The 24,498-nt window shown below is 70.3% G+C and carries 17 protein-coding genes; 16 read left to right on the plus strand and 1 reads right to left on the minus strand.

Annotated elements, in window-relative coordinates; all coding sequences use genetic code 11:
* Positions 1-73: 73 nt before the first annotated feature.
* The 5 genes from ACTWQI_RS08475 to ACTWQI_RS08495 all read left to right on the plus strand — a co-directional run bounded on the left by ACTWQI_RS08475 (position 74) and on the right by ACTWQI_RS08495 (position 6,482).
* A complete protein-coding gene (locus ACTWQI_RS08475) occupies positions 74-1,837 on the plus strand; it encodes an ABC transporter substrate-binding protein (protein ID WP_443269001.1) in 1,764 nt (587 codons plus the stop codon).
* A 121-nt stretch (positions 1,838-1,958) separates the two neighbouring features.
* Entirely contained in the window at positions 1,959-2,957 is a 999-nt protein-coding gene (locus ACTWQI_RS08480) for an ABC transporter permease (protein WP_443269003.1), read from the plus strand.
* On the plus strand, positions 2,954-4,063 hold the full coding sequence (locus ACTWQI_RS08485; RefSeq protein WP_443269005.1) for an ABC transporter ATP-binding protein: 1,110 nt from the start codon (positions 2,954-2,956) through the stop codon (positions 4,061-4,063). Before ACTWQI_RS08480 ends, ACTWQI_RS08485 begins: the two co-directional genes overlap by 4 nt.
* Before the next feature lie 20 nt (positions 4,064-4,083).
* Complete coding sequence (locus ACTWQI_RS08490) at positions 4,084-5,199, plus strand: ABC transporter ATP-binding protein (protein WP_443269007.1); 1,116 nt, start codon at positions 4,084-4,086, stop codon at positions 5,197-5,199.
* A gap of 113 nt (positions 5,200-5,312) precedes the next feature.
* Positions 5,313-6,482 (plus strand): cysteine desulfurase family protein, encoded by a 1,170-nt coding sequence (locus ACTWQI_RS08495; RefSeq protein ID WP_443269009.1) that lies wholly within the window; start codon positions 5,313-5,315, stop codon positions 6,480-6,482.
* 290 nt (positions 6,483-6,772) lie between these two features.
* Here the strand turns inward: ACTWQI_RS08495 and ACTWQI_RS08500 are convergent, their stop codons facing one another.
* Entirely contained in the window at positions 6,773-7,438 is a 666-nt protein-coding gene (locus ACTWQI_RS08500) for an N-acetylmuramoyl-L-alanine amidase (protein WP_443269011.1), read from the minus strand.
* Between the two features lie 209 nt (positions 7,439-7,647).
* Here ACTWQI_RS08500 and mnmA point away from each other — a divergent pair, with 209 nt between their 5' ends.
* The 11 genes from mnmA to ACTWQI_RS08555 all read left to right on the plus strand — a co-directional run bounded on the left by mnmA (position 7,648) and on the right by ACTWQI_RS08555 (position 24,214).
* On the plus strand, positions 7,648-8,841 hold the full coding sequence (mnmA, locus tag ACTWQI_RS08505) for a tRNA 2-thiouridine(34) synthase MnmA (protein ID WP_443269013.1): 1,194 nt from the start codon (positions 7,648-7,650) through the stop codon (positions 8,839-8,841).
* 43 nt (positions 8,842-8,884) lie between these two features.
* Complete coding sequence (locus ACTWQI_RS08510) at positions 8,885-9,574, plus strand: SDR family oxidoreductase (RefSeq protein WP_443269015.1); 690 nt, start codon at positions 8,885-8,887, stop codon at positions 9,572-9,574.
* A gap of 31 nt (positions 9,575-9,605) precedes the next feature.
* Positions 9,606-10,589, plus strand: coding sequence for a methionine synthase (locus tag ACTWQI_RS08515; protein WP_443269017.1), 984 nt, complete (start codon positions 9,606-9,608; stop codon positions 10,587-10,589).
* Positions 10,590-10,604: 15 nt separating this feature from the next.
* Entirely contained in the window at positions 10,605-12,794 is a 2,190-nt protein-coding gene (ligA, locus tag ACTWQI_RS08520; RefSeq protein ID WP_443269019.1) for an NAD-dependent DNA ligase LigA, read from the plus strand.
* Positions 12,795-13,004: 210 nt separating this feature from the next.
* Complete coding sequence (locus tag ACTWQI_RS08525; protein ID WP_443269021.1) at positions 13,005-15,254, plus strand: putative bifunctional diguanylate cyclase/phosphodiesterase; 2,250 nt, start codon at positions 13,005-13,007, stop codon at positions 15,252-15,254.
* Positions 15,255-15,657: 403 nt separating this feature from the next.
* Complete coding sequence (gene gatC / locus ACTWQI_RS08530) at positions 15,658-15,954, plus strand: Asp-tRNA(Asn)/Glu-tRNA(Gln) amidotransferase subunit GatC (protein ID WP_443269023.1); 297 nt, start codon at positions 15,658-15,660, stop codon at positions 15,952-15,954.
* Between the two features lie 2 nt (positions 15,955-15,956).
* Positions 15,957-17,450 carry an Asp-tRNA(Asn)/Glu-tRNA(Gln) amidotransferase subunit GatA gene (gene gatA / locus ACTWQI_RS08535; protein WP_443269025.1) on the plus strand — a complete coding sequence of 498 codons (1,494 nt, stop codon included), beginning with the start codon at positions 15,957-15,959 and terminating at the stop codon, positions 17,448-17,450.
* 145 nt (positions 17,451-17,595) lie between these two features.
* Entirely contained in the window at positions 17,596-17,835 is a 240-nt protein-coding gene (locus ACTWQI_RS08540) for a hypothetical protein (protein ID WP_443269027.1), read from the plus strand.
* 21 nt (positions 17,836-17,856) lie between these two features.
* On the plus strand, positions 17,857-19,362 hold the full coding sequence (gene gatB / locus ACTWQI_RS08545; RefSeq protein ID WP_443269029.1) for an Asp-tRNA(Asn)/Glu-tRNA(Gln) amidotransferase subunit GatB: 1,506 nt from the start codon (positions 17,857-17,859) through the stop codon (positions 19,360-19,362).
* Positions 19,363-19,592: 230 nt separating this feature from the next.
* Positions 19,593-21,701, plus strand: coding sequence for a phosphocholine-specific phospholipase C (locus ACTWQI_RS08550; RefSeq protein WP_443269031.1), 2,109 nt, complete (start codon positions 19,593-19,595; stop codon positions 21,699-21,701).
* A 194-nt stretch (positions 21,702-21,895) separates the two neighbouring features.
* Positions 21,896-24,214: an MMPL family transporter gene (locus tag ACTWQI_RS08555; RefSeq protein ID WP_443269033.1), complete on the plus strand. Its 2,319-nt coding sequence runs from the start codon at positions 21,896-21,898 to the stop codon at positions 24,212-24,214.
* Positions 24,215-24,498 lie beyond the last annotated feature (284 nt).

Below are 24,498 nucleotides of genomic sequence, written 5' to 3' on the forward strand. Positions count from 1 at the left end.
CGAACCGTCAGGAGGCCAACCCAAACCGTCGGTCCGGGTCAAGGACCGCGACTATCACGGAGGTTGCGAGATCGTGACAACCAATCGCTCGACGAGGCGCAGACTGGCCGCAGGGTCAGCTCTCGTGGTCGCGGCCATGCTCACCACCGCGGCCTGCGGTGGCGGCGGCAAGGACGACGGCGACGCGGCCCCCGGCTTCAACGCCGCGACCAAGGGCATCGCCAGCCAGTCCACCAAAAAGGGTGGAACGCTCAAGTTCGTCGGCTCGCAGGACTTCGACTCGCTCGACCCGGCGCGCATGTACTACGGCTTCGCCTGGGACTTCTCCCGCTTCTACACGCGTCAGCTCGTCTCGTACGCCACCAAGCCGGGCGTCAAGAGCACCTCGCTCGTCCCGGACCTGGCGACCGACATGGCCAAGATCACCGACGACGGCAAGACGTACACCTACACGCTGCGCGACGGGCTCACCTTCGAGGACGGCACGCCGATCACCTCCAAGGACGTCAAGTACGGCATCGAGCGCACCTGGGCCACCGACGTGATCTCCGGCGGACCGGGCTACCTGAAGCAGGTCCTGGACCCCAAGGGCGAGTACAAGGGCCCCTACAAGGACAAGTCGAAGGACAAGCTCGGCCTGAAGTCGATCGAGACGCCCGACGACAAGACCATCATCTTCAAGCTGCCGAAGCCGAACGGTGACTTCGAGCAGATCCTCGCGCTGCCGACCAGCACCCCGGTGCCGCAGGCCAAGGACACCGGCGCCAAGTACGCGCTGAAGCCGGTCTCCTCGGGCCCGTACAAGATCCAGTCCTACACGCTCGGCAAGGGCGGCACGCTGGTACGTAACGAGAACTGGAAGAAGGAGTCCGACCCGATCCGCCCGGCCCTGCCGGACAAGATCACGGTCACCATCAACACCAACCCGGACGACGTCGACAAGCGCCTGATCAAGGGCGACTACGACCTCGACCTGAACGCGACCGGCATGACGCCGTCGGGCCGCGCCGACGCGCTCAAGAAGCACCGGGACAACCTCGACAACGGTCTGACCAACTTCATCCGCTACGCGGTCTTCCCGGAGACCGTGAAGCCGATGGACAACATCCACTGCCGCAAGGCGGTCATCTACGCGGCCGACAAGAAGTCGCTGCAGACCGCCCGCGGTGGCCCGCTGGCCGGTGGTGAGATCGCCGAGAACATGCTGCCCAAGAGCATCAAGGGCTCGGACGAGTACGACCCGTACGGCGTGCTGAAGAACCCGGGCGCCAACATCGCCAAGGCCAAGGAAGAGCTGAAGGCCTGCGGCAAGCCGAACGGCTTCAAGACGACCATCTCGGTGCGGAACAACAAGCCGCAGGAGGTCGCCACCGCCGAGGCGCTGCAGAACGCGCTCGGCAAGGTCGGCATCGACGCCGAGGTCGACCAGATCGACGGTGCCCAGTCCCAGTCCATCACCGGTTCGCCGAAGGTGGTCAAGTCCAAGGGCTACGGCGTCATCATCAGCGGCTGGGGTCCGGACTTCCCGACCGGCCAGGGCTTCTCGCAGCCGCTGGTCGACGGTCGCTTCATCGTCCCGACCGGCAACTACAACAACAGCGAGACGGACGACCCGAAGATCAACAAGCTCTTCGACGACGCGATCGCCGAGACGGACCCCGACAAGGCCGGTGAGATCTACAAGGAGATCAACCACATGGTCTCCGACCGAGCGATCTACCTGCCGTTCGTCTTCGAGAAGACGATCACCTGGCGCAGCTCGCGGCTGACCAACGTCTACACGGCCGACTCCTACAGCGGCCGGTACGACTACGTCTCCCTGGGCGTCGTCAAGTGATGATTCCGATCTCCGTCACCGGACCCCGATAGCCCGAAGGGCAGGTGATGGCCGCGCGCGGCGGCCCAGGGGCGCCTCTCCGAACGAGAAGTGCCCCGGGCCGCCGCCGGGCCGAGCACAAGTGCTTGCTTACCTCATCCGGCGCCTGTTCGCCGTCGTCGTGATGCTGATGATCGTCACCCTGGCGACCTTCACCATCTTCTTCATGATCCCGAAGCTGACGGGTACCGACCCCGCTCTGCTCTTCGTCGGCAAACAGGCCGACCCGGCCGCCATCGAAGGCATCCGGGAGAAGCTGGGCCTCAGCGACCCGATCTTCGTCCAGTTCGCCAAGTTCGTCGAGGGCCTGGTGGCCGGACGGGACTATGCCAACGGGACCGATGTCACCCACTGTCCGGCGCCCTGCTTCGGCTACTCGTTCCGTACCGAGCAGGAGATCTGGCCGATCCTGGTCGAACGGCTGCCGGTCACGCTGTCCCTCGCGGCCGGCGCGTGCCTTCTGTGGGTCATCGGCGGCGTCGCGACCGGAGTGGTCTCCGCCCTCAAGCGCGGCTCCCTGTGGGACCGCTCGGCGATGACCGTGGCCCTCGCCGGGGTCTCTCTGCCCATCTACTTCACCGGCTTGGTCTCGCTGGCCATCTTCAGCTACGCGCTGGAGTGGATCAGCGTCGACTACGAGCCGTTCACCGACAATCCCGCCGCCTGGTTCGAGAGTCTGATCCTGCCCTGGATCACGCTGGCGTTCCTCTACGCGGCGATGTACGCGCGGCTCACCCGCGCGACCATGCTGGAGATTCTCGGTGAGGACTACATCCGAACGGCACGGGCCAAGGGCCTGCGCGAGCCGGTCGTCATCGGCAAACACGCCATGCGGTCGACCATGACCCCGATCCTCACCATCCTCGGTCTCGACCTGGGTGCCCTGGTGGGTGGCGCGATTCTGACCGAGACGACCTTCAGCCTGCCCGGTCTGGGGCAGGCCGCCGTGCGGGCGATCAGCGAGCGCGACCTCCCGCTGATCATCGGCGTGACCCTCATCGCCGCCTTCGCCATCGTCATCGCGAATCTCATCGTGGACCTTCTGTACGCAGTGATCGACCCCCGAGTGAGGCTCTCGTGACCGATCTGACCAAGACCGGCGCGGTCGGCGAGCCCGTGGCCTCGGACGCCCCGCAGCCCACCGCGTTCCTCGAAGTGCGCGACCTCATGGTGCACTTCCCGACCGACGACGGCCTGGTCAAGTCGGTCGACGGACTCTCCTTCCAGCTGGAGAAGGGCAAGACGCTCGGCATCGTCGGCGAGTCCGGCTCCGGCAAGTCGGTGACATCGCTGGGCATCATGGGCCTGCACACCGTCGGTCAGTACGGCCGCGGCAAGGCCCGTATCTCCGGCGAGATCTGGCTGGACGGCCAGGAGCTGCTCACCACGGACCCCGACGAGGTGCGCAGGCTGCGCGGCCGGGAGATGGCGATGATCTTCCAGGATCCGCTGTCGGCCCTGCACCCGTACTACACGATCGGTGCGCAGATCGTGGAGGCCTACCGGGTCCACCACGACGTGGACAAGAAGACCGCACGCCGGCGTGCGATCGAACTGCTCGACCGGGTCGGCATCCCACAGCCCGACAAGCGTGTCGACAGCTACCCGCACGAGTTCTCCGGCGGTATGCGCCAGCGCGCGATGATCGCGATGGCGCTGGTCAACAACCCCGAGTTGCTCATCGCCGATGAGCCGACCACCGCTCTGGACGTCACCGTCCAGGCGCAGATCCTCGACCTGATCCGGGACCTGCAGAAGGAGTTCGGCTCCGCGGTCATCGTCATCACCCACGACCTGGGCGTCGTCGCCGAGCTGGCCGACGACATCCTGGTGATGTACGGCGGCCGGTGCGTCGAGCGCGGGTCGGCCGACCAGGTCTTCTACGAGCCCCAGCACCCCTACACCTGGGGACTGCTCGGCTCGATGCCGCGGATCGACCGCGAGCAGACCGACCGCCTCATCCCGGTCAAGGGCTCCCCGCCGAGCCTGATCAACATCCCGAGCGGCTGCGCCTTCCACCCGCGCTGCCCCTATGCGGACGTGCCGAAGGGCGGTGTCACCCGTACCGAGCGACCGGAGCTCCGGCAGCTCGAGGGGAAAGGCGCCGGGCGGCACTTCTCCGCCTGCCACATGGCGCAGGAGGACCGGACGCGGATCTGGACCGAAGAGATTGCGCCGAAGCTGTGAGCAACGCAAAGGACGCCGTCGTGTCAAAGGAAGCGCCGCAGAGCGCCGTGACGATTCAGGAGCGGGCCGCCGGTTCCGCGGAGCCTCTCCTCAAGGTCAGCGGCCTGGTCAAGCACTTCCCCATCAGGAAGGGGATCCTGCAGCGCCAGGTCGGCGCGGTACAGGCGGTCGACGGCCTCGACTTCGACGTCCGGCCGGGGGAGACCCTGGGCGTGGTGGGCGAGTCGGGCTGCGGCAAGTCGACGATGGGCCGGCTGATCACCCGACTGCTCGAACCGACCGGCGGGAAGATCGAGTTCGAGGGCAAGGACATCACGCATCTGGGCACCGCAGCGATGCGGCCGATGCGCCGTGATGTGCAAATGATCTTCCAGGACCCGTACTCGTCGCTGAACCCGCGGCACACGGTGGGCTCGATCGTCGGGGCGCCGTTCAAGCTGCAGGGCGAGACGCCGGAGGGGGGCGTCAAGAAGGAGGTCCAGCGGCTGCTGGAGCTCGTCGGCCTCAACCCCGAGCACTACAACCGCTATCCGCACGAGTTCTCCGGTGGTCAGCGGCAGCGCATCGGCATCGCCCGCGCGCTCGCCCTGAAGCCGAGGCTGGTGGTCGCCGACGAGCCGGTCTCCGCGCTGGACGTGTCGATCCAGGCGCAGGTGGTCAACCTGCTGGACGACCTCCAGGACGAACTGGGCCTGACCTATGTGATCATCGCCCACGATCTGTCGGTCATCCGGCACGTATCGGACCGGATCGCGGTGATGTACCTGGGCAAGATCGTCGAGTTGGCGGACCGCACCGCGCTCTACGAGGCGCCGATGCACCCGTACACCAAGGCGCTGCTCTCCGCGGTCCCGGTGCCGGACCCCCGGCGCAAGGCCGAGCGGGAGCGCATCCTGCTCAAGGGGGACGTCCCCTCGCCGATCTCGCCGCCGTCCGGCTGCCGGTTCCACACCCGGTGCTGGAAGGCGACCGAGCTGTGCACGACCAAGGAGCCGCCGCTCGTGGCGCTGAAGACCGGGCACCAGGTGGCGTGCCACCACCCGGAGAACGCGCCCGACCAGGCGCCGGTCGACACCCCGCTGCCGGGTGCGGCGGACGCGGCCGTGGTGAGCAAGGAGACGGTCGAGGAGCAGTAACGGGGCGCGCTCGGCCCCACCGGCGGTGGTGCACCGGCGGTGGAGCCCGGGCGGCCGCGGCTTCCACGCGCCCGTCATGCGCCCCTGCCGCGGCTCGTAGAATCGAGGGCATCATGGCCTACCTCGATCACGCCGCCACCACCCCGATGCTCCCGGAGGCGGTGCAGGCGATGACCGCCCAGCTCACCGTCACCGGTAACGCCTCCTCGCTGCACGCGGCCGGGCGCCGAGCCCGTCGTACGGTCGAGGAGGCCCGCGAGACCCTCGCGGCCGCGCTCGGCGCGCGACCGAGCGAGGTGGTTTTCACCGCGGGCGGCACGGAGTCCGACAATCTCGCGGTCAAGGGCCTCTACTGGGCCCGCAGGGCGGCCGATCCACGGCGCACGCGGGTGCTGGCCAGCCCCGTCGAGCACCACGCCGTGCTGGACGCCGTCGACTGGCTCGCCGAGCACGAGGGCGCGCGGGTCGAGTACCTGCCGGTCGACCCGTACGGGCGGGTGCACCCCGACGCGCTGCGCGAGGCCCTCGCCCGCGACCCGGACGACGTCGCCCTCGCCACCGTCATGTGGGCGAACAACGAGATCGGCACGGTCATGCCGGTCCCCGAACTGGCCGCCGTGGCAGCCGAGTTCGGCGTGCCGCTGCATGCGGATGCGGTGCAGGCCTTCGGTCAGCTGCCGGTCGACTTCGCCGCCTCCGGCCTCGCCGCGATGACCGTCTCCGGCCACAAGATAGGAGGCCCGTACGGCATCGGCGCCCTGCTGCTCGGCCGCGACCACGCCCCCGTACCGCTGCTGCACGGCGGGGGCCAGGAGCGCCAGGTCCGGTCCGGCACTCTCGACGTACCCGCCGTCGCCGCCTTCGCCGCAGCGGCCGGGCACGCCGCCGAGCACCAGGCCGACTTCGCCCGCGAGATCGGCGCATTGCGCGACGAGCTGATCGCGGGCGTCCGTGCGGCGGTCCCCGACGCCGTACTGGGCGGTGACCCGGACCCCAAGGGACGGCTGCCCGCCAACGCGCACTTCTCCTTCCCCGGCTGCGAGGGCGACTCCCTGTTGCTGCTTCTGGACGCCCAGGGCATCGAGTGCTCGACCGGCTCTGCTTGTACGGCGGGCGTGGCACAGCCCAGCCACGTCCTGCTCGCCGTGGGCACCGATCCGGACCTGGCGCGCGGCACGCTGCGCTTCTCCCTCGGCCACACCTCGACGAAGGCCGATGTCGAGGCGGTGGTGGACGTGATCGGTCCGGTGGTGGAGCGGGCGAGGACCGCGGGCCTCAGCTGACGGCACCCCGAGCCGACGGCCTCCTGAGCCGTCGGCCGCTTGAGCCGTCGGCCTCGGGGGCCAGGTGTCCCGCCCAGGCCCTGTCTGGCCGATCATGCCGGGCTCGCGACGCCTGGCACCGCGCCTCGCCGCGTTGTCGTCGGTCGCCGATGGCCCCCAGCTATCGCTGGGAGGTGCCCCCACCGCATGGACTCCCTCCTCCGCCTTGCGATGCTCCCGCAGCTATCGCTCGGAGGTGCCCCCTGCACCAGACGCCGATCCCTGATCCGGCCTGATCGACCGGACAGGACCTAGGCCCGCCGTACGAGGGCCTTCCGTACGAGCTCGAGATAGCGGTCCCAGTCCCAGTGCGGTCCCGGGTCGGTGTGGTCGGTCCCGGGCACCTCCACATGCCCGACGACGTGCTCGCGGTCTGCGGGGAAGCCGTACCGCGCGCAGATCCCGGCGGTGAGCCGGGCGGAGGCGCGGTACATCGCGTCGGTGAACGAGCCCGGGCGGTCCACGAAGCCCTCGTGCTCGATGCCGATGGAGCGCTCGTTGATGCCCCGGTTCCCCGCGTGGAACGCGACGTCCAGCTCGCGGATCATCTGGGCGACGTGGCCGTCCTTGCGCACCACGTAATGCGCGGCGGCGCCGTGCTCCGGATCCCGGAAGACCTTCAGCGCCACCGGGTAGCTGCCCTGGACGACATGGATGACCACACGGTCGATCACATAGTCGGCGGGCCGGTCGGCGCGCCGCCAGTTCACGGCCGAGGCCGGTATCCACTCGGCGCCCTCGTGGTCGAGCTCGCCCTCCTTGCGGGGCTTGTCATTGCCCGGAAGCCGCCACCAGAGGCGGGACAGCTCGTCCGATCCAAGGACCCCCGCTGTGCCGAGACCTGCCGCTGCGCCGCCGATCAGCAGGGCGCGCCGGCCGATGCCGCGGCGCCTTCCCGTAGGGGAGTGCTGCTCCATCCCTGCCCCTCCATCCCTGCCCCTCCCAGCCCGCGCGCTCCGCGCTCGCCGTGCCGTGCAAGGCCATCTCGTGCCGTCGCGTGGACAACGTGTGCGACAGGTCTGCCGGTTCCGGCCGGGAGCCAATCCTCTCCCAGCTACCGCTGGGGGTGGCCCCCAGGGAGGCGCCCCCAGTCCTTCTGGCGCGGCCCCGTACCCTGGGAGGCGCTATGGCTGCCAATCCTCCCGACAAGCAGAGCCCCGGTGCTCCCTCCCCCGCCCTTCGGCGCGGGGGACCTCATCCCCGCGACGGCCGCCGCCTGCGCGTGCTCGCCGCGATGTCCGGCGGCGTCGACTCCGCCGTGGCTGCCGCCCGCGCCGCCGAGGCCGGGCACGACGTCACCGGCGTGCATCTCGCGCTCTCCGCCAACCCGCAGTCCTTCCGGACCGGGGCGCGGGGCTGCTGCACCCTGGAGGACTCGCGCGACGCGCGCCGGGCCGCCGACGTCATCGGCATCCCCTTCTACGTCTGGGACCTCGCCGAGCGGTTCCGCGAGGACGTCGTCGAGGACTTCGTCAGCGAGTACGCGGCGGGCCGTACGCCCAATCCCTGCCTGCGCTGCAATGAGAAGATCAAGTTCGCGGCGCTGCTCGACAAGGCCCTCGCCCTCGGCTTCGACGCCATCTGCACCGGTCACTACGCCAAGGTGGTCGTCCGGGAGGACGGCTCCCGCGAGCTGCACCGGGCCTCCGACATGGCCAAGGATCAGTCGTACGTCCTCGGGGTGCTCGACGAGCGCCAGCTCGCCCACGCGATGTTCCCGCTCGGGGACACGGTCACCACCAAGGACGAGATCCGCGCGGAGGCGGAGGCCCGGGGCCTGGCCGTCGCGAAGAAGCCGGACAGTCACGACATCTGCTTCATCGCCGACGGCGACACCCAGGGCTTCCTGGCGCGGCGCCTCGGCGCGGCGGAGGGCGACATCGTCGACCAGGACGGCAGCAAGCTGGGCACCCACACCGGCGCGTACGGCTACACCATCGGTCAGCGCAAGGGGCTGCGGCTCGGGGTCCCCGCCCCCGACGGCAAGCCGCGCTATGTCCTGGACATCTCTCCGGTGCACAACACCGTGACCGTCGGCCCCTCCGAGGCCCTGGACGTGACCCGGCTGACCGCGATCAAGCCCCGCTGGTGCGGCGCGGCCCCGGCGGGCCCCGGGACGTACTCCGCGCAGCTCCGCGCGCACGGCGGTGAGACCGAGGTGACGGCCGAGCTCGTCGACGGTGAGCTCCAGGTGACCTTCGGCGAGGCCGTCCGCGGCGTCGCCCCCGGCCAGGCGATCGTCCTGTACGACGCCACCCGGGTCGTCGGGTCGGCGACCATCGCGGCGACCGAGCGGCGCGCACCGGCGGCGACTCCGTAGGTCCGATGCGGAGTCGGCCCGTACCGTGCGGCAAGCTGGGGGCATGACTGCTCACTTGATCACCGGAGCGGGTTCCGGCATCGGCGCGGCCGTCTCGGCACGGCTGGCCGAGCGGGGCGACGAGCTGTGGCTGCTGGCGCGCGATGCGGGCCGGGCCAGGGAGCTGGAGAACCGCTTCCCCGTGGCCCGAACGATCGTCGGAGACCTGGCGGCCCCCGACAAGCTGTCCTGGGCGCTGAGCCACCAGGAGCTCCCGGACCGGCTCGACTCGCTGCTGCACATCGCGGGTGTGGTGGAACTCGGCGAGGTCGGCGAGCTGACCCCCAAGGCGTGGAATCTGCAGCTCGCCGCCAACCTGGTCGCGCCGGCCGAGCTGACCCGGCTGATGCTGCCGGGGCTCCGGGCCGCCCGCGGTCAGGTGATCTTCGTGAACTCCGGCGCGGGCCTGCATGCGGGTGCCCAGTGGGCCGCGTACGCCGCGAGCAAGCACGGCCTCAAGGCGCTGGCCGACGCTCTGCGCCTCGAGGAGCACGACAACGGCGTCCGCGTCACCTCGGTCTACCCCGGCCGCACCGCCACGCCCATGCAGGTGAAGGTCCACCAGCAGGAGGGCAAGGAGTACGACGCGTCCCGCTGGATCGATCCCGAGTCGGTCGCGACGACGATCCTGGCGGCCCTGGACCTGCCGCGTGACGCCGAGATCACGGACGTCTCCGTCCGGCCCGGACGGTGAGCGGCAGGTGAGCGGCGTGAGGTCGTGGGGTGTGGCTGCGGCCACCGGTGTCGGGTCGATGCCGGGGACGGACGCGCGGGAGGCCGTGAAGACCGTCGTCGGATCCCTGGAGGCATTCCCGTATCTGCCCGAACTGCCCGCGCGCGGCCCCGGCGCGGACATGATCGGCCGGACGGCCGGCCTGCTGGTCGAGATGTACGCGCGCGTGGAGCCGAGCGGCTGGCGGTTCGGCGACCGCCCCGGCCGCGACACCCGGCGGGCCTGGGCGTGGCTGCGCGAGGACCTCGACGCGCTCGAAGAGTTCACGCAAGGATTCGAGGGCCCGTTGAAGGTGCAGGTGGTCGGGCCGTGGACGCTTGCGGCCGGGCTGGAGTTGAAGAACGGTGAGGCGGCGCTGAGCGACGCCGGAGCCTGCCGGGACCTGGTGGGCTCGCTGGCGGAGGGCCTGCGAGGGCACCTCGCCGAGGTGCGCCGTCGCGTGCCGGGCGCCGAGGTCGTGCTGCAGCTCGACGAGCCGTCGCTGACCGCGGTCCTGCGCGGGCACCTGAAGACGGCGAGCGGCTACCGGACGCACCGGGCCGTCGACCGCGCCGTGGTCGAAGGCGCCTTGCGGGACGTGCTGGGCGCGGCGGGGGAGAGCCCGGTCGTCGTCCACTCGTGTGCGCCCGACGTGCCCTTCGGGCTGCTGCGGCGCGCCGGGGCGACGGGTGTCTCGTTCGATGCCGGCCTTCTCACGGAGCGTGAGGACGAGCAGATCGGTGAGGCGGTCGAGGGGGGCACGGCACTCTTCGCCGGAGTCGTGCCCGGCGCGGACGCCCGATTGTCGGACCCTGCCGGTAGCGTCGGTGGCATCAGGACGCTGTGGCGCAGGCTGGGGCTGTCGCCGGGGGCTCTCACCGAGTCCGTGGTGATCACACCGGCGTGCGGTCTCGCGGGTGCCTCGCCCGCGTATGCCCGCGCGGCCCTCGCCCACTGCGTCCGGGCGGCGAGATCGCTCGCGGACGACCCTGAGTAACGGGAGGATGCAACGGTGGCTGGCGAAGAGCAGGCGACAGTGCCCGCCGAGGTGCGGGAGCAGCATGCACGGCTCGCTGAGCAGGTCGAGGAGCACCGTTTCCGGTACTACGTGAAGGACGCCCCGGTCATCAGCGACGCGGAGTTCGATCAGCTGCTGCGGTCGTTGGAGGCGCTGGAGGGGGAGTATCCGGAACTGCGGACGCCGGATTCCCCCACCCAGAAGGTCGCGGGGCAGTACGAGACCGAATTCACCGCCGTTCAGCACCGCGAGCGGATGCTCAGCCTGGACAACGCCTTCACGGATGAGGAACTGACCGGCTGGGTGGACCGGATCGCCCGCGAGCTCGGAGACACCGACTATCACTTCCTGTGCGAGCTGAAGGTCGACGGACTCGCCGTCAACCTCACGTACGAGCAGGGGCGGCTGACTCGCGCCGCCACCCGCGGCGACGGTCGGACGGGCGAGGACATCACGCCCAACATCCGGACGATCGGAGAGATCCCCGACCGGCTCCGTGGAGACCGGATCCCGCCGCTCGTGGAGATCCGCGGCGAGGTGTTCTTCCCGATGGAGCAGTTCCAGGAGCTGAATGCCCGTCTGGTGGCGGCGGACAAGCCCCCGTTCGCCAACCCGCGCAACGCGGCCGCCGGTTCGCTGCGCCAGAAGGACCCCAAGGTCACCGCGAGCCGCCCGCTGCACATGGTGGTGCACGGCATCGGGGCCCGTAAGGGTTTCGACATCACGCGGCTGTCGCAGGCGTACGACCTGTTGCGCGAGTGGGGACTGCCGACGGCGCGGCACACCAAGGTGGTGGACTCGCTCGACGGCGTAACGGAGTTCATCGCCGCGTACTCGGGCGAAGCACGGCACTCCGTGGAGCACGAGATCGACGGAGTGGTGGTCAAGCTCGACGAGATCTCGCTCCAGGGGCGGCTGGGGTCCACCTCACGGGCCCCGCGTTGGGCGATCGCCTGGAAGTACCCGCCGGAGGAGGTCAACACCACGTTGGTGGACATCCGGGTCGGCGTCGGCCGTACGGGACGGGTGACGCCGTACGCGGTGGTGGAGCCGGTCACGGTCGCAGGCTCCGAGGTCGAGTTCGCGACCCTGCACAACCAAGACGTGGTCAAGGCCAAGGGGGTGCTGATCGGCGACACCGTCGTGCTCCGCAAGGCGGGCGATGTGATCCCGGAGATTCTCGGCCCGGTGGTGGACCTGCGGGACGGCAGTGAGCGGGAGTTCGTCATGCCTGCGGAGTGCCCTGACTGCGGCAGCGCGTTGCGCCCCATGAAGGAGGGCGACGTCGATCTGCGCTGCCCCAACGCGCGCTCGTGCCCGGCCCAGTTGCGTGAGCGGGTCTTCTATCTGGCGAGCCGCAAGTGTCTGGACATCGAGCACTTGGGATATGTGGGTGCCTCGGCCCTGACGCAGCCTCTGGAGCCGTCCGACCCGCCGGTCAGGGACGAGGGCGACCTGTTCGACCTGACGGTGGAGCAACTGCTGCCGATCAAGGCGTACGTCCTCGATCAGGACAGCGGGCTGCCCAAGCGGGATCCCAAGACGGGCGAGGAAAAGATCGTCACCGTCTTCGCCAACCAGAACGGCGAGCCGAAGAAGAACACGCTGGCGATGCTCGACTTCATCGAGGCGGCCAAGCAGCGTCCGCTCGCGCGGATCATCACCGGCCTGTCGATCCGTCACGTCGGGCCGGTGGCGGCGGAGGCACTGGCCCGCGAGTTCGGGTCGCTGGACCGGATCGCCGAGGCCGGCGAGGAGGAGCTCGCGGCGGTGGACGGGGTCGCCCAGACCACGGCCGCCTCCGTGAAGCAGTGGTTCGCCGAGGGCTGGCACCGTGAGATCGTCGAGAAGTGGCGGGCCGCCGGCGTACGGCTGGAGGAGGAGGGCGGCGAGGAGCGAGGGCCCCGGCCGCTCGAGGGCGTCACCGTCGTGGTGACCGGGACGCTGCAGTCGTACACCAGAGATGGCGCGAAAGAGGCGTTGCAGAGTCTCGGTGCGAAGGTGACAGGTTCCGTTTCGAAGAAGACCGACTTCGTCGTCGTAGGTGACAACCCTGGGTCGAAGTACGACAAGGCAGTCCAGTTGAAGGTGCCGGTGCTCGACGAGGACGGCTTCGGGCTGCTGTTGAACCGAGGTCCGGATGCTGCCCGTGAGGCGGCCGAGGTGTCACCCGATCAGCCGTAGGGCAACACCCGTTCAGTGCATACCAGATGGTTGCGGACAGCTGGTCGCATTCGGGCAACCGCTGCAGATCGCTGCCCGTTCCAGCTTTGCGCAGCTTACTGTTGAAGAGTGCGCCTGCCGTGCGCGGCTGCGTGGTGGGATCTGACGTGGTGGCATCGGAAGGGCCGCCACTTCGTGGCGTGGGCACCGCCGGCTGTGAGAGGGACGGGAATGAAACCGACCGAGAGCGCCGATCGGCCTCCCCCTGGGGTTCCCCATGCCGAAGGGCCGGGGGTACCCCTGGGAGCACCTCCCAGACGGAGTCTGGGGGAGGTAGCTGGGGGAGGGCTTACCGCCGGGGGCGCGCCCACGCTGCGCCGGTCCGCCGTGCCCGGGCTGCCGGTCGCGGTGATCGCGGTGGCCGGGCTCACCCTGGTCACGGGGGTCGTCCGAGTGCTCCGCGAGGGCCACGCGATCTTCCCCAACGCCACCGTCGGCGGCTCCCTGGCCGTCCTCACCGGAATCATCGTCGGCCATCTGGTCGCCCTCGGCCGTGACCGCTGGTGGGGCGGTATGGGCTCCGGGGCCGCCCTCACCCTGGCCGTGTTGCTGCTGTACGGCTGGGTGCCCGCCGTACTCGTCAGCCTGACCGTGGTGTTACTGGTCAGCGCTGCCCGGCGGCACCGCTGGCGACAGGGCGCGCTACACGGCGCCGTCGACGTCATCGGGATCGGCGCGGCCGGGCTGGTCCTCGCCGCCTTCGGCACGGTGCCGACCGTGGAGCGGCCCTGGCTGCCCCGTACCTGGGACTTCTTCGTCCTGCCCGAGGTGCTGCTGGCCGCGTTGGCCTATCTTGCGGTGACCCGCGTCCTGCTCTGGTACTCGATGGCACCGCGCGGCGGCGGGTTGCCCACGGTCGCCCGAACGGCCCTGGCCCGCCAGGCGCTCGTCGGGGGCGCGCTGTTCGCCATCGCACCGCTCATCTGTGTCGTGGCCGCACACATGCCGTTACTGCTGCCGCTGTTCGCCGTGCCCTTAATCGCCCTTGACTCCACCCTCTGGATCGCCCGGGCCCGGGCCGAGGAGCAGCTCCGCGATCCGCTGACCGGTCTGCCGAACCGGCAGTGGCTGCTGGAGCGGACCTGGACCGCGCTCGACGAGGCCGAGCGGATGGGTGCCCGCTCGGCGCTGGTGCTGATCGACCTCGACCGATTCCGTTCGGTCAATGACACCCTCGGACACCTGGCCGGTGACCGGCTGCTGCTGCAGATCGCCGAGCGGCTGCGGGTCGCACTGCCGCGCGGGGCGGAGTCCGCCCGTCTCGGCGGCGACGAGTTCGCCGTACTGCTGCCGATCGCCGACTCCCCGACCAGCGCGCAGCGCGTCGCACGAGGGCTCGTCGCGGCCCTCGGCTCACCGCTCGACCTCGACGGGCTCACCCTCGTCCTGGAGGCCAGCGCCGGTGTCGCGGTCTTCCCCGACCACGCGCTGGACGCCGAAGGGCTGCTGCGCCGCGCCGATGTGGCGATGTACCAGGCCAAGCGGGACCGCAGCGGCGTCGAGGTCTACGAGGCGAAGCGCGACGGCAACACGCCCGACCGGCTGGGCCTCCTCGGCGACCTGCGACGCGCCCTCGACGCGGGCGACGTCGAGCTGCACTACCAGCCCAAGGTGGGATTCGACGGCCGCGTCGCCGGGCTCGAGGCGCTCGTCCGCTGGGTGCACCCCGAGCGCGGCCGGGTCAGCCCGGACGAGTTCATCACCATCGCCGAGTCCTCCGGCCTGATGCCCCACCTCACCGAGTACGTCCTGGAGACGGCGCTCGGGCAGGTCGCCAAATGGCGGGCCGCCGGCCTCGAGGTCCCGGTCGCCGTCAACGTCTCGCCCCGCGACGTGCACACACCGGGCTTCGCGGGAGCCGTCGCGGCACGGCTCGCCCGCCACGGCGTCCCTCCAGGGGCGCTGCAACTGGAGATAACGGAACACGTGCTGCTGGAGGACCCGCAGCGCGCCGCCGACACCTTGGCCGGGCTCACCGGTCACGGGGTGAAGATGTCGCTCGACGACTTCGGCACCGGCTACTCGTCCCTCGTCCACCTGCGCCGCCTGCCCGTGAGCGAGCTCAAGATCGACCGGTCGTTCGTCGCCCGGCTCGCGGTCGACACGGAAGACGCGGAGATCGTCCGCTGTACGGTCGACCTCGCCCACTCACTCGGGCTGGTCGTCGTCGCCGAGGGGGTCGAGGACGACGAGACGTGGGAGCGGCTGCGCGACCTCGGCTGCGACGCCGTGCAGGGCTGGCTGGTCGCGGCCGCGATGCCACCGGACGAGACGACGGCGTGGCTGCGGCTGCGTGGTGAACAGGGCTGGAGCCGGGCCGCCTCCGGCGCGGACCTGGCGGTCTCCGGAGCGGAGGAGCCGGAGCCCGAGCACGCCGCGGTCGAGAAAGCGGACCGCCCTTCGAGTCAGCCGGTCAACTGACCGCCCTGCCCGCCGCCCGGAACCGGGCGTGGTCTGCCGAGTGCCCGGCCACGCGCGCTCCCTTGCCTCAGCCCAGGCCACTGTCCCGCCACCTCCCTGCGGGGCCGTTCCGTGGGCGGGGCCCAGGACCGGCACCGCCGCGGGTCAGGCGCGACGGCCGAACGTGCGGGGCCCATGGCGACGGCCAGGGAAGTATTTGTAGGTCGCCGGGCCTGTTGGTGTACGTTCCGGAACGCCCGGCCCTGGGGCCCCGGCCCCGGTGGGGAACGGACGGGTAGTTGCCCGCGGCCGGAGGGGAGGGGTGGTCGGCCCACAGCGGGAGTCATAAGGGTTTCGCGGGCACCGTGGCCGGAGCCATAGGATTGGGCCCAAAACCTACACACTCACCCTTGAGGATCGCTGCATGCCTGGCATCACGCGCGAGGAGGTCGCCCACCTCGCTCGGCTGGCGCGTCTGGAGCTGACGGACGAAGAGCTCGACCACTTCGCCGTACAGCTCGACGACATCATCGGCGCGGTGGCCCGCGTCTCCGATGTCGCCGACGAGGACGTACCGCCGACCTCCCATCCGCTGCCGCTGACCAATGTCATGCGCTCGGATGAGGTCCGTCCGTCGCTGACCCCCGAGCAGGTGCTCTCGGGCGCCCCGGCGCAGGAGGAGCAGCGTTTCAAGGTGCCGCAGATCCTGGGGGAGGAGTGACCGTGAGCGATCCGACCAGGCTCACCGCCGCCGAGACCGCGGCGAAGATCGCCTCCGGCGAGCTCACCGCGGTTGCCGTCACCGAGGCCCACCTGGCCCGTATCGAGGCCGTCGACGAGAAGGTCCACGCCTTCCTGCACGTCGACCGCGAGGGAGCGCTCGCCCAGGCGCGCGCGGTCGACGAGAAGCGGGCCCGCGGCGAGAAGCTCGGCCCGCTCGCCGGCGTCCCGCTAGCGCTGAAGGACGTCTTCATCACCGCGGGCATCCCGACGACCTGCGGTTCGAAGATCCTCAAGGGCTGGATCCCCCCGTACGACGCGACGCTCACCAAGCGCCTCAAGGACGCGGACGTCGTCATTCTCGGCAAGACCAACATGGACGAGTTCGCCATGGGGTCCTCGACGGAGAACAGCGCGTACGGCCCGACCGGCAACCCATGGGACCTGACCCGTATCCCCGGCGGCTCCGGCGGCGGCTCCTCCGCCGCACTCGCCTCCTTCCAGGCTCCGCTCGCCATCGGCACGGACACCGGTGGCTCCATCCGCCAGCCCGCGGCCGTGACCGGCACCGTCGGCGTCAAGCCGACGTACGGCGGAGTCTCCCGCTACGGTCTGGTCGCCTTCTCCTCCTCGCTGGACCAGGGGGGCCCCTGTGCCCGTACGGTCCTTGACGCGGCCCTGCTCCACGAGGTGATCGCCGGGCACGACCCGCTCGACTCCACATCCATCGAGGCGCCCGTCCCGCCGGTCGTCGCCGCCGCCCGGAACGGCGATGTCAAGGGCATGCGGATCGGCGTCGTCAAGGAGTTCGGCGGCGAGGGCTACCAGGCCGGCGTGATGCAGCGCTTCAACGAAGCCGTTGAGCTGTTGCGCGAACTGGGCGCCGAGGTCACCGAGATCTCCTGTCCGTCCTTCGACAAGGCGCTCGCCGCGTACTACCTCATCGCGCCCTCGGAGTGCTCCTCGAACCTCGCCAGGTTCGACGCCATGCGCTACGGCCTGCGGGTCGCCGACGACGGCACCCGGTCCGCCGAGGAGGTCACCGCGCTCACCCGGGCCGAAGGCTTCGGCCCGGAGGTCAAGCGCCGCATCATGCTCGGCACGTACGCGCTCAGCTCCGGCTACTACGACGCGTACTACGGCTCGGCCCAGAAGGTGCGGACGCTCATCAAGCGCGACTTCGAGCGCGCCTTCGGACAGGTCGACGTGCTGGTCTCACCGACCACCCCGACCACCGCCTTCCCGATCGGCGAGCGGGTCGACGATCCGATGGCGATGTACCTCGCCGACCTGTGCACCATCCCGTCCAACCTGGCCGGCAACGCCGCCTTGTCGCTGCCCTGCGGCCTCGCCCCGGAGGACGGGCTCCCGGTGGGGTTGCAGATCATCGCCCCCGCCATGGCCGACGACCGGCTCTACCAGGTGGGCGCCGCGGTCGAGGCCGCGTACACCGCCCGCTGGGGACACCCGCTGCTCGAGGAGGCACCGTCGCTGTGAGCGACGCGCGCGCGGCCACTCGGCCGCACTTGACCGTGAAAGCCGCACCTCTGCGCCGCGCGGGCGGAGATGGGGGCACGCTCCCAGCTAACGCTGGGGGTGCCCCCACCCAGGCGCAGGCTCTGGGGGAGAACAAGGAGGCGCAGTGAGCAAGCTGCAGAAGGCCAAGGGCTTCAAGAAGTCCAAGCCCGGCACGTATCTGTCCATCGGCACCTCGCTGTTCGGCGCCGTCAGCATCCTCAAGCAGGCCAAGAAGGCGCGGCTCGAGAACGACAAGCTGATGCTGACCGACGCGGTGATCTCCGCGGCCGCGGTCGTCACCGGCGTGGCGCTGCTCATCCGCGAGCTGCGCCGGATCGGCGACGACGACGTCCTCGCGGACTGAAGGGCTGAGAGGTAAGTTTCCGTGACCGTCACTGAACTGGTGTCGTACGAGGACGCGCTGGCGGCCTACGAGCCCGTGATGGGCCTCGAGGTCCACGTCGAACTCGGCACCAAGACCAAGATGTTCTGCGGGTGCTCCACGGCCCTCGGCGCCGAGCCCAACACGCAGACCTGCCCCACCTGTCTCGGCCTGCCCGGCTCGCTCCCGGTCATGAACGCGACCGGTGTCGAGTCCGCCATCCGGATCGGCCTCGCGCTCAACTGCGAGATCGCCGAGTGGTGCCGCTTCGCCCGGAAGAACTACTTCTACCCGGACATGCCGAAGAACTTCCAGACCTCCCAGTACGACGAGCCGATCGCCTACAACGGCTATCTGGACGTCGAGGTCGACGGCGAGCTCTTCCGGGTCGAGATCGAGCGCGCCCACATGGAGGAGGACACCGGCAAGTCCACGCACGTGGGCGGTGCGACGGGCCGTATCCACGGCGCCACGCACTCGCTGCTGGACTACAACCGCGCGGGCATTCCGCTCATCGAGATCGTCACCAAGCCCATCGTCGGCGCAGGCGCCAAGGCCCCCGAGGTCGCCAAGGCGTACGTCGCCGAGCTGCGCGAGCTCATCAAGGCCCTCGGCGTGTCCGAGGCCCGGATGGAGATGGGTCAGATGCGGTGCGATGTGAACCTCTCGCTCCGCCCGATCGGCTCCGAGACGTTCGGCACCCGCTCCGAGACGAAGAACGTCAACTCGCTGCGCAGTGTGGAGCGGGCGACGCGCTTCGAGATCATGCGGCACGCCGCCGTGCTGAACGAGGGCGGGAAGATCGTCCAGGAGACCCGGCACTTCCACGAGGAGGACGGCTCCACTACCTCCGGCCGCATCAAGGAGGAGGCGGAGGACTACCGCTACTTCCCGGAGCCGGATCTCGTGCCGGTCGCGCCGACGCGCGAGTGGGTGGATCGGCTTCGGGGGTCCCTGCCGGAGCTGCCGCGGGTCCGCCGCCACAGGCTGCGCGAGGAGTGGGGGATCTCCCGGCACGAGATGCAGTCGGTCCTGAACGCGGGAGCGATCGACCCGATCGTCGCCACCATCGAGGCGGGCGCCCCGGCCGACCAGGCCCGCAAGTGGTGGATGGGCGAACTCGCCCGGCGCTCCAACGAGGAGGCCGTCGAGCTGACCGCCCTGCCGATCACCCCGGAGCAGGTCGCCCGGGTCTGTGCCCTGGTCGCCAAGGGCTCGCTCAACGACAAGCTGGCGCGTCAGGTCATCGAGGGTGTGCTCGCGGGCGAGGGCGACCCGGACACGGTCGTCGAGAAGCGCGGCCTGAAGGTCGTCTCGGACGACGCGGCGCTCGGCGCGGCGGTCGACGAGGCGATCGCGGGCAACGCGGCCATCGCGGACAAGATCCGTGGTGGCAAGGTGCAGGCGGCGGGCGCGCTCGTCGGCGCGGTCATGAAGGCCACTCGCGGCCAGGCCGACGCGGCGCGCGTGCGGGAACTCATTCTTGAGCGGCTCGGCGCGAAGGAATGATCAAGCGTGGCCTCGACGCTCGGCGTCGAGGGGGCTGACGCCGCCGAAAGAGGGCCCTCCCCATGGGGAGGGCCTCTCTCGGCCTTTCCGCGGGGTAGTGCGGGCGAGGGGTTGTACCGGCTGCATGCCGGTACAACCCACCGTTTTCCGCCAAGCCGTCCACAGGACTACCCGCGTCCACGTCGCGTCGCTAGCCTCCCGGCGGTCACATGGACGACCGGGAGGATCTCTTGGCTACAGACATCTCACGGCGACGGCTGCTCGCCCTCGGAGCGGGTACCGCCGGCGCGGCGGCGGGATCTCTGCTGCCGCCCTCGTTGCGGTCGGCGCTCGCGGCGGAGCCCCCTTCCGGCGGTCTGACCGCGATCAAGCACGTGGTGATCCTGATGCAGGAGAACCGCTCGTTCGACCACTACTTCGGCACTCTCCGGGGCGTTCGCGGCTTCAGTGACCCCAACGCCATCGAACTGCCGTCCGGCAGGCCGGTCTTCGAGCAGCCGGGCCCTCAGCAGACCGTCCTCCCCTTCCCCGTCCGCGAAGCCGCGGAGGTGCAGAAGAAGGATCTGCAGTACATCGGCGACCTCGACCACAGTTGGAACGGCGGCGCCCAGGCGTGGCGCGACGGCTGGATGGACAACTGGGTCGCCGCCAAGACCGCGGCGACCATGGCGTACTACGACCGCCGCGACCTGCCGCTGCACTACGAACTCGCCGACACTTTCACCATCTGCGACGCCTACCACTCCGCTATCCACACCTCCACCAGCCCCAACCGCAACCATCTGGTCAGCGGCTGGACCGGTTACGAGGCCAATGGCAACCGCGCGGTGGGCAACGACGCGTACGACGAGGGCCGTCACCCCGGTTACACCTGGTCCACCTACGCCGAGCGGCTGGAGAAGGCCGGGCGCTCCTGGAAGACCTACCAGGAGTGGGAGAACTTCACGGACAACAACCTGGAGTTCTACGCGTCCTTCAAGGCGATCGCCCGCAAGGCCCTCGCGAAGGCCGGCGACTTCACGTACATGGAGGCCTTCTACGCCAAGGTGCGCGACGCCGGGACGTCCGAGAGTGAGCGCAAGCGGCTGCTCGGCCTCCTCGAGGAGGGCGTGGCCGCCCTGAGCCCGGCCGAGCGCAGCCTCTTCGAGCGCGGGCTGCGCCGTGCCCAATCCGGCAGCCTGGCCGCGAACTTTCGCGAGGACGTGGCCGCCGGCAGGCTGCCCGAGGTGTCGTACCTGGTGCCGTCGGCCGTCGACTCCGAGCACCCCGGTGCGTCCTCGCCGATCGCCAGCGCCACCATCGTCTACCAGGTGCTGGACGCGCTCGCCTCGCACCCGGACGTCTGGCGGCACACCGCCGTCCTGCTCAACTACGACGAGAACGACGGTTTCTTCGACCACGTCCCGCCGCCCGTTCCGCCGCCGGGGAACAAGGACGAGACCTGGCAGGGACGCCCCACCGGCCTCGGCATCCGCGTCCCGATGCTGGTGATCTCCCCGTGGTCGGTCGGCGGCTATGTCTGCTCCGAGGTCTTCGACCACACCTCGCTGATCCGTTTCCTCGAACGATGGACCGGCGTCCAGGAGCCGAACATCACCCCCTGGCGTCGCACCATCACCGGCGACCTGACCTCGGCCTTCGACTTCCGGGGCGGCCGCCCGCTCCCGGAACTCGACCGTCCGGGCCCGATCCCGCCCTTCACCGGCCGCTGGCGGCCCGTGCCGCCGCGCCTGCAGCAGATGCCCGCGCAGGAGCAGGGGAGCCGGAAAGCGCGCCCACTGCCGTACCAGCCGGATGCGCACGCCAGGCTCGAGTGCCGCACCTTGAGGGTGACGCTGACCAATACGGGTCAGTCCAGCGCGCACTTCGCCCTCTACCCGTACGCCAAGGAGTTCCCGGTGCCGCAGCACCAGGACGTCAAGGGGGCGGCGACCTGGGACGTCCCGGTGGCGGGAGATCGGTACCGGATCACGGTCACCGGGCCGAACGGTTTCCGCCGTGAGTTCGCGGGAGCGGTCGCCGGTGGTGGCTCCGCGGCGGGAGCCGAGGTGACCTCCCGCATCGACGCCCGAGACCGCGATGTGCATCTCACCCTCGTCAACCGCGGTTCCACGCCCATCACCTTCACCGTCCGTCCCACGGGTTACGTCGATGAGGCGGACCTCGGCACCTGGACCCGGGAGATGAGGGTCAAGCCGGGGCGCAGCCGTACGCTCGTCCACTCCGCGGCCGACTCCCACGGTTGGTACGACCTGACCGTCGCCGTCGCAGAGGACGACAGCTTCCAGCGGCGGCTCATGGGCCACATCGAGAACGGGCGGGAGAGCATCAGCGGCTGACGCTGCCGCCCGGCACCGCTCCACCAAGGGGCTTTCCGTGGCTGCACCGGGCCGCTGTCCCCTGCACAACTGTGAGTAAACCCACGAAAACCGCCATTGATCTCCCTGGGCTGTCACAGTGGGCCGGTACGTCTTGGGGCCCTTTAGATGATTTTCGCCCCGAAGGTGCCACGTCATGCCCAGGGAGCTGTGAATTGTCCGTGCTTGCCCGGTGGTGTCTCCGCCGTCGCCTCACCGTCGTCCTGCTCTGGCTCGCAGCCTTCGTGGGAGTCGGTGTCGCAGCGGCCGTCGCGGGCTCGTCGTACACAAACGACTACGACGTGCCCGGCACCGAAGCCGGACGCGCGAGCCAGCTCCTCGAGGAAGCGTTCCCCGGCCGGAGCGGCGACAGCGACCGGATCGTGTGGCACACCGACACCGGCACGGTCCGAGCCGCCGGCCTCGAGCAGCGGATGACGGAGACGCTCGACGAGATCGAGGAGCTGCCCGGTGTGGCCGCCGTCACCAGCCCGTACGGTGCCGATGGCGCCGCACAGATCAGCCGGGACGGCCACACCGCGTACGCCACGGTCACCTTCGAGAAGCCGGCCGAGGACCTCGACCGTGGCCAGGTTCAGCGGGTCGTCGACACCGCGCAGGCAGCCGAGGCCGACGGTCCCGACGTCCCCGGCGGCCTCCAGGTCGAGCTGGGCGGTGCGGGCATCGCCCTCACGGAGAAGTCGCAGGCCCACATCAGCGAGGTCGTCGGGATCCTCGCCGCCGCCGTGGTCCTCTTCCTGGCCTTCGGCTCGCTCCTCGCGATGCTGCTGCCGATCGCGACGGCGCTGGTCAGCGTGGGCACCGCCTATCTGGGCATCGGTCTGCTCGGGCACGTCATGACCGTCGCCGACTTCGCGCCCATGCTCGGGGTGCTGATCGGGCTCGGCGTCGGCATCGACTACGCCCTGTTCATCGTCACCCGGCACCGGCGCGGCCTGCGGCAGGGGCTGCCCGTGGCCGAGGCCGTCCAGCGGGCCGTCGCCACCTCGGGACGTGCCGTCGTCTTCGCCGGAGTGACGGTGTGCATAGCCCTGCTCGGGATGCTCGTCCTACGGCTGCAGTTCCTCAACGGAGTGGCCCTCGCCGCCGCGCTCACCGTCGTGCTCACCGTGGCCGCCTCGGTCACCCTGCTCCCGGCACTGCTCGGCCTCATCGGTCTGAAGGCTCTGAGCCGCCGCGAGCGCCGCCACCTGGTCGAGCACGGCCCGCAGCCCGAGCTGCCCACCGGCTTCGCCGCCCGCTGGTCGGCGTTCGTCGAGCGGCATCCCAAGATCCTCGGGGCCGTTGCGGCCGTCGTCATGCTGGTCCTCGCCGTGCCCACGACCTCGCTCCACCTCGGTACCTCCGACCAGGGCAACAACGCCGCCTCCACCACCACCCGTCAGGCCTACGACCTGCTCGCTGGGGACGCTGCTCAGTCCGGGGACGCCGGAGACTCGGGAGGCTCCGGGGGAGGAGGGTTCGGGCCCGGCTTCAATGGGCCGCTGACCCTGGTCTCCGAGATCGACGGGGCCGCCGACCGGCTGGCCTTCGATCGGCTGCCCGAGACGCTGCGCGCCACGGAGGGCGTCGCCCAGGTCTCGCCCGGGAGCCTCGACGTGACCGGCCGCACCGGCGTCATCACCGTCGTACCGGAGACCGCGCCGCAGTCCGAGCAGACCTCGGAGCTGGTCGACCGGCTCCGGAGCGACGTGCTGCCCCGCGCGGAACACGGCACTTCCCTCGACACCCACGTGGGCGGGCTCACCGCCGCCTACGACGACTTCGGATCGGTGATCGTCGGGAAGCTGCCGCTCTTCATCGGCGTCGTGGTCGCCCTCGGCTGTGCCCTGCTGCTGCTCGCCTTCCGCAGCATCGGCATCCCGCTCAAGGCCGCGGCGATGAACATCGCCGCCGTCGCCGCGTCGTTCGGCATCGTCGTCGCGATCTTCCAGTGGGGCTGGGGGAGCGAACTGCTGGGGCTCGGCAGCGCGGGCCCGATCGAGCCCTTCCTGCCCGTGATCATGGTGTCGGTGCTCTTCGGGCTCTCGATGGACTACCAGGTCTTCCTGGTCAGCCGGATGTACGAGGAGTGGCGGCAGACTCGCGACAACCGGCGTGCGGTCCGGGTCGGCCTCGCCGAGACCAGCCGGGTGATCAACTCCGCCGCCGTCATCATGATCGCGGTCTTCGGGGCCTTCGTGCTCAGCGGCGACCGGATCATCGCGATGTTCGGCATCGGGCTGGCCGCGGCCGTGGCCCTGGACGCGTTCGTGCTCCGGACCCTCCTGGTCCCGGCGCTGATGCACCTGCTCGGCGGCGCCAACTGGTGGCTGCCGCGCTGGCTGGACAACGCCCTGCCGCGCTTCAGCATCGAAGCGCCGGAGGACGAGATCGATGCGCCCGAGTCCGTCGAGCCGGAGTCCGTGGTGCTTCCCTCGCCGCGGGCGGGCGAGGCGGTCGGCCGCACGAGCGAGACCTTGCCCAGGGCCTGAGGTCCGGCGGGGGTTGTTTTGGCTCCTCCGGACGAGCGGCCCGGCATGGCACCTGAGGTACTCAGTGATGGAACCTGAGGTACTCAGCGCTCAGGCAGGCAGGTCTTAGGCACTCAGGACGGTGGCGGACCGCCCCGCTGTACGGCCGTAAGTCCATGGGCCTCGCGAACTAAGGCATTCGCCCTTACAGAGATCGGGAAGTCGCCCGATGCGGCGGCACCACCTGGGAGACGAAGGTAGAACTGCCCAGCAACCGCTGGGTGGGGGGTACCCCTTGGGGGCGG

The sequence above is a fragment of the Streptomyces sp. KR80 genome (assembly GCF_052245555.1).
Taxonomy (GTDB): Bacteria; Actinomycetota; Actinomycetes; order Streptomycetales; family Streptomycetaceae; genus Streptomyces.

Coding starts and splice junctions, on each gene's coding strand:
- gatC (WP_443269023.1), top strand. CDS start 15,658: ATGCCTGGCATCACGCGCGAGGAGGTCGCCCACCTCGCTCGGCTGGCG.
- ACTWQI_RS08495 (WP_443269009.1), top strand. CDS start 5,313: ATGGCCTACCTCGATCACGCCGCCACCACCCCGATGCTCCCGGAGGCG.
- ACTWQI_RS08500 (WP_443269011.1), bottom strand. CDS start 7,438: ATGGAGCAGCACTCCCCTACGGGAAGGCGCCGCGGCATCGGCCGGCGC.
- ACTWQI_RS08525 (WP_443269021.1), top strand. CDS start 13,005: ATGAAACCGACCGAGAGCGCCGATCGGCCTCCCCCTGGGGTTCCCCAT.
- mnmA (WP_443269013.1), top strand. CDS start 7,648: ATGGCTGCCAATCCTCCCGACAAGCAGAGCCCCGGTGCTCCCTCCCCC.
- ACTWQI_RS08510 (WP_443269015.1), top strand. CDS start 8,885: ATGACTGCTCACTTGATCACCGGAGCGGGTTCCGGCATCGGCGCGGCC.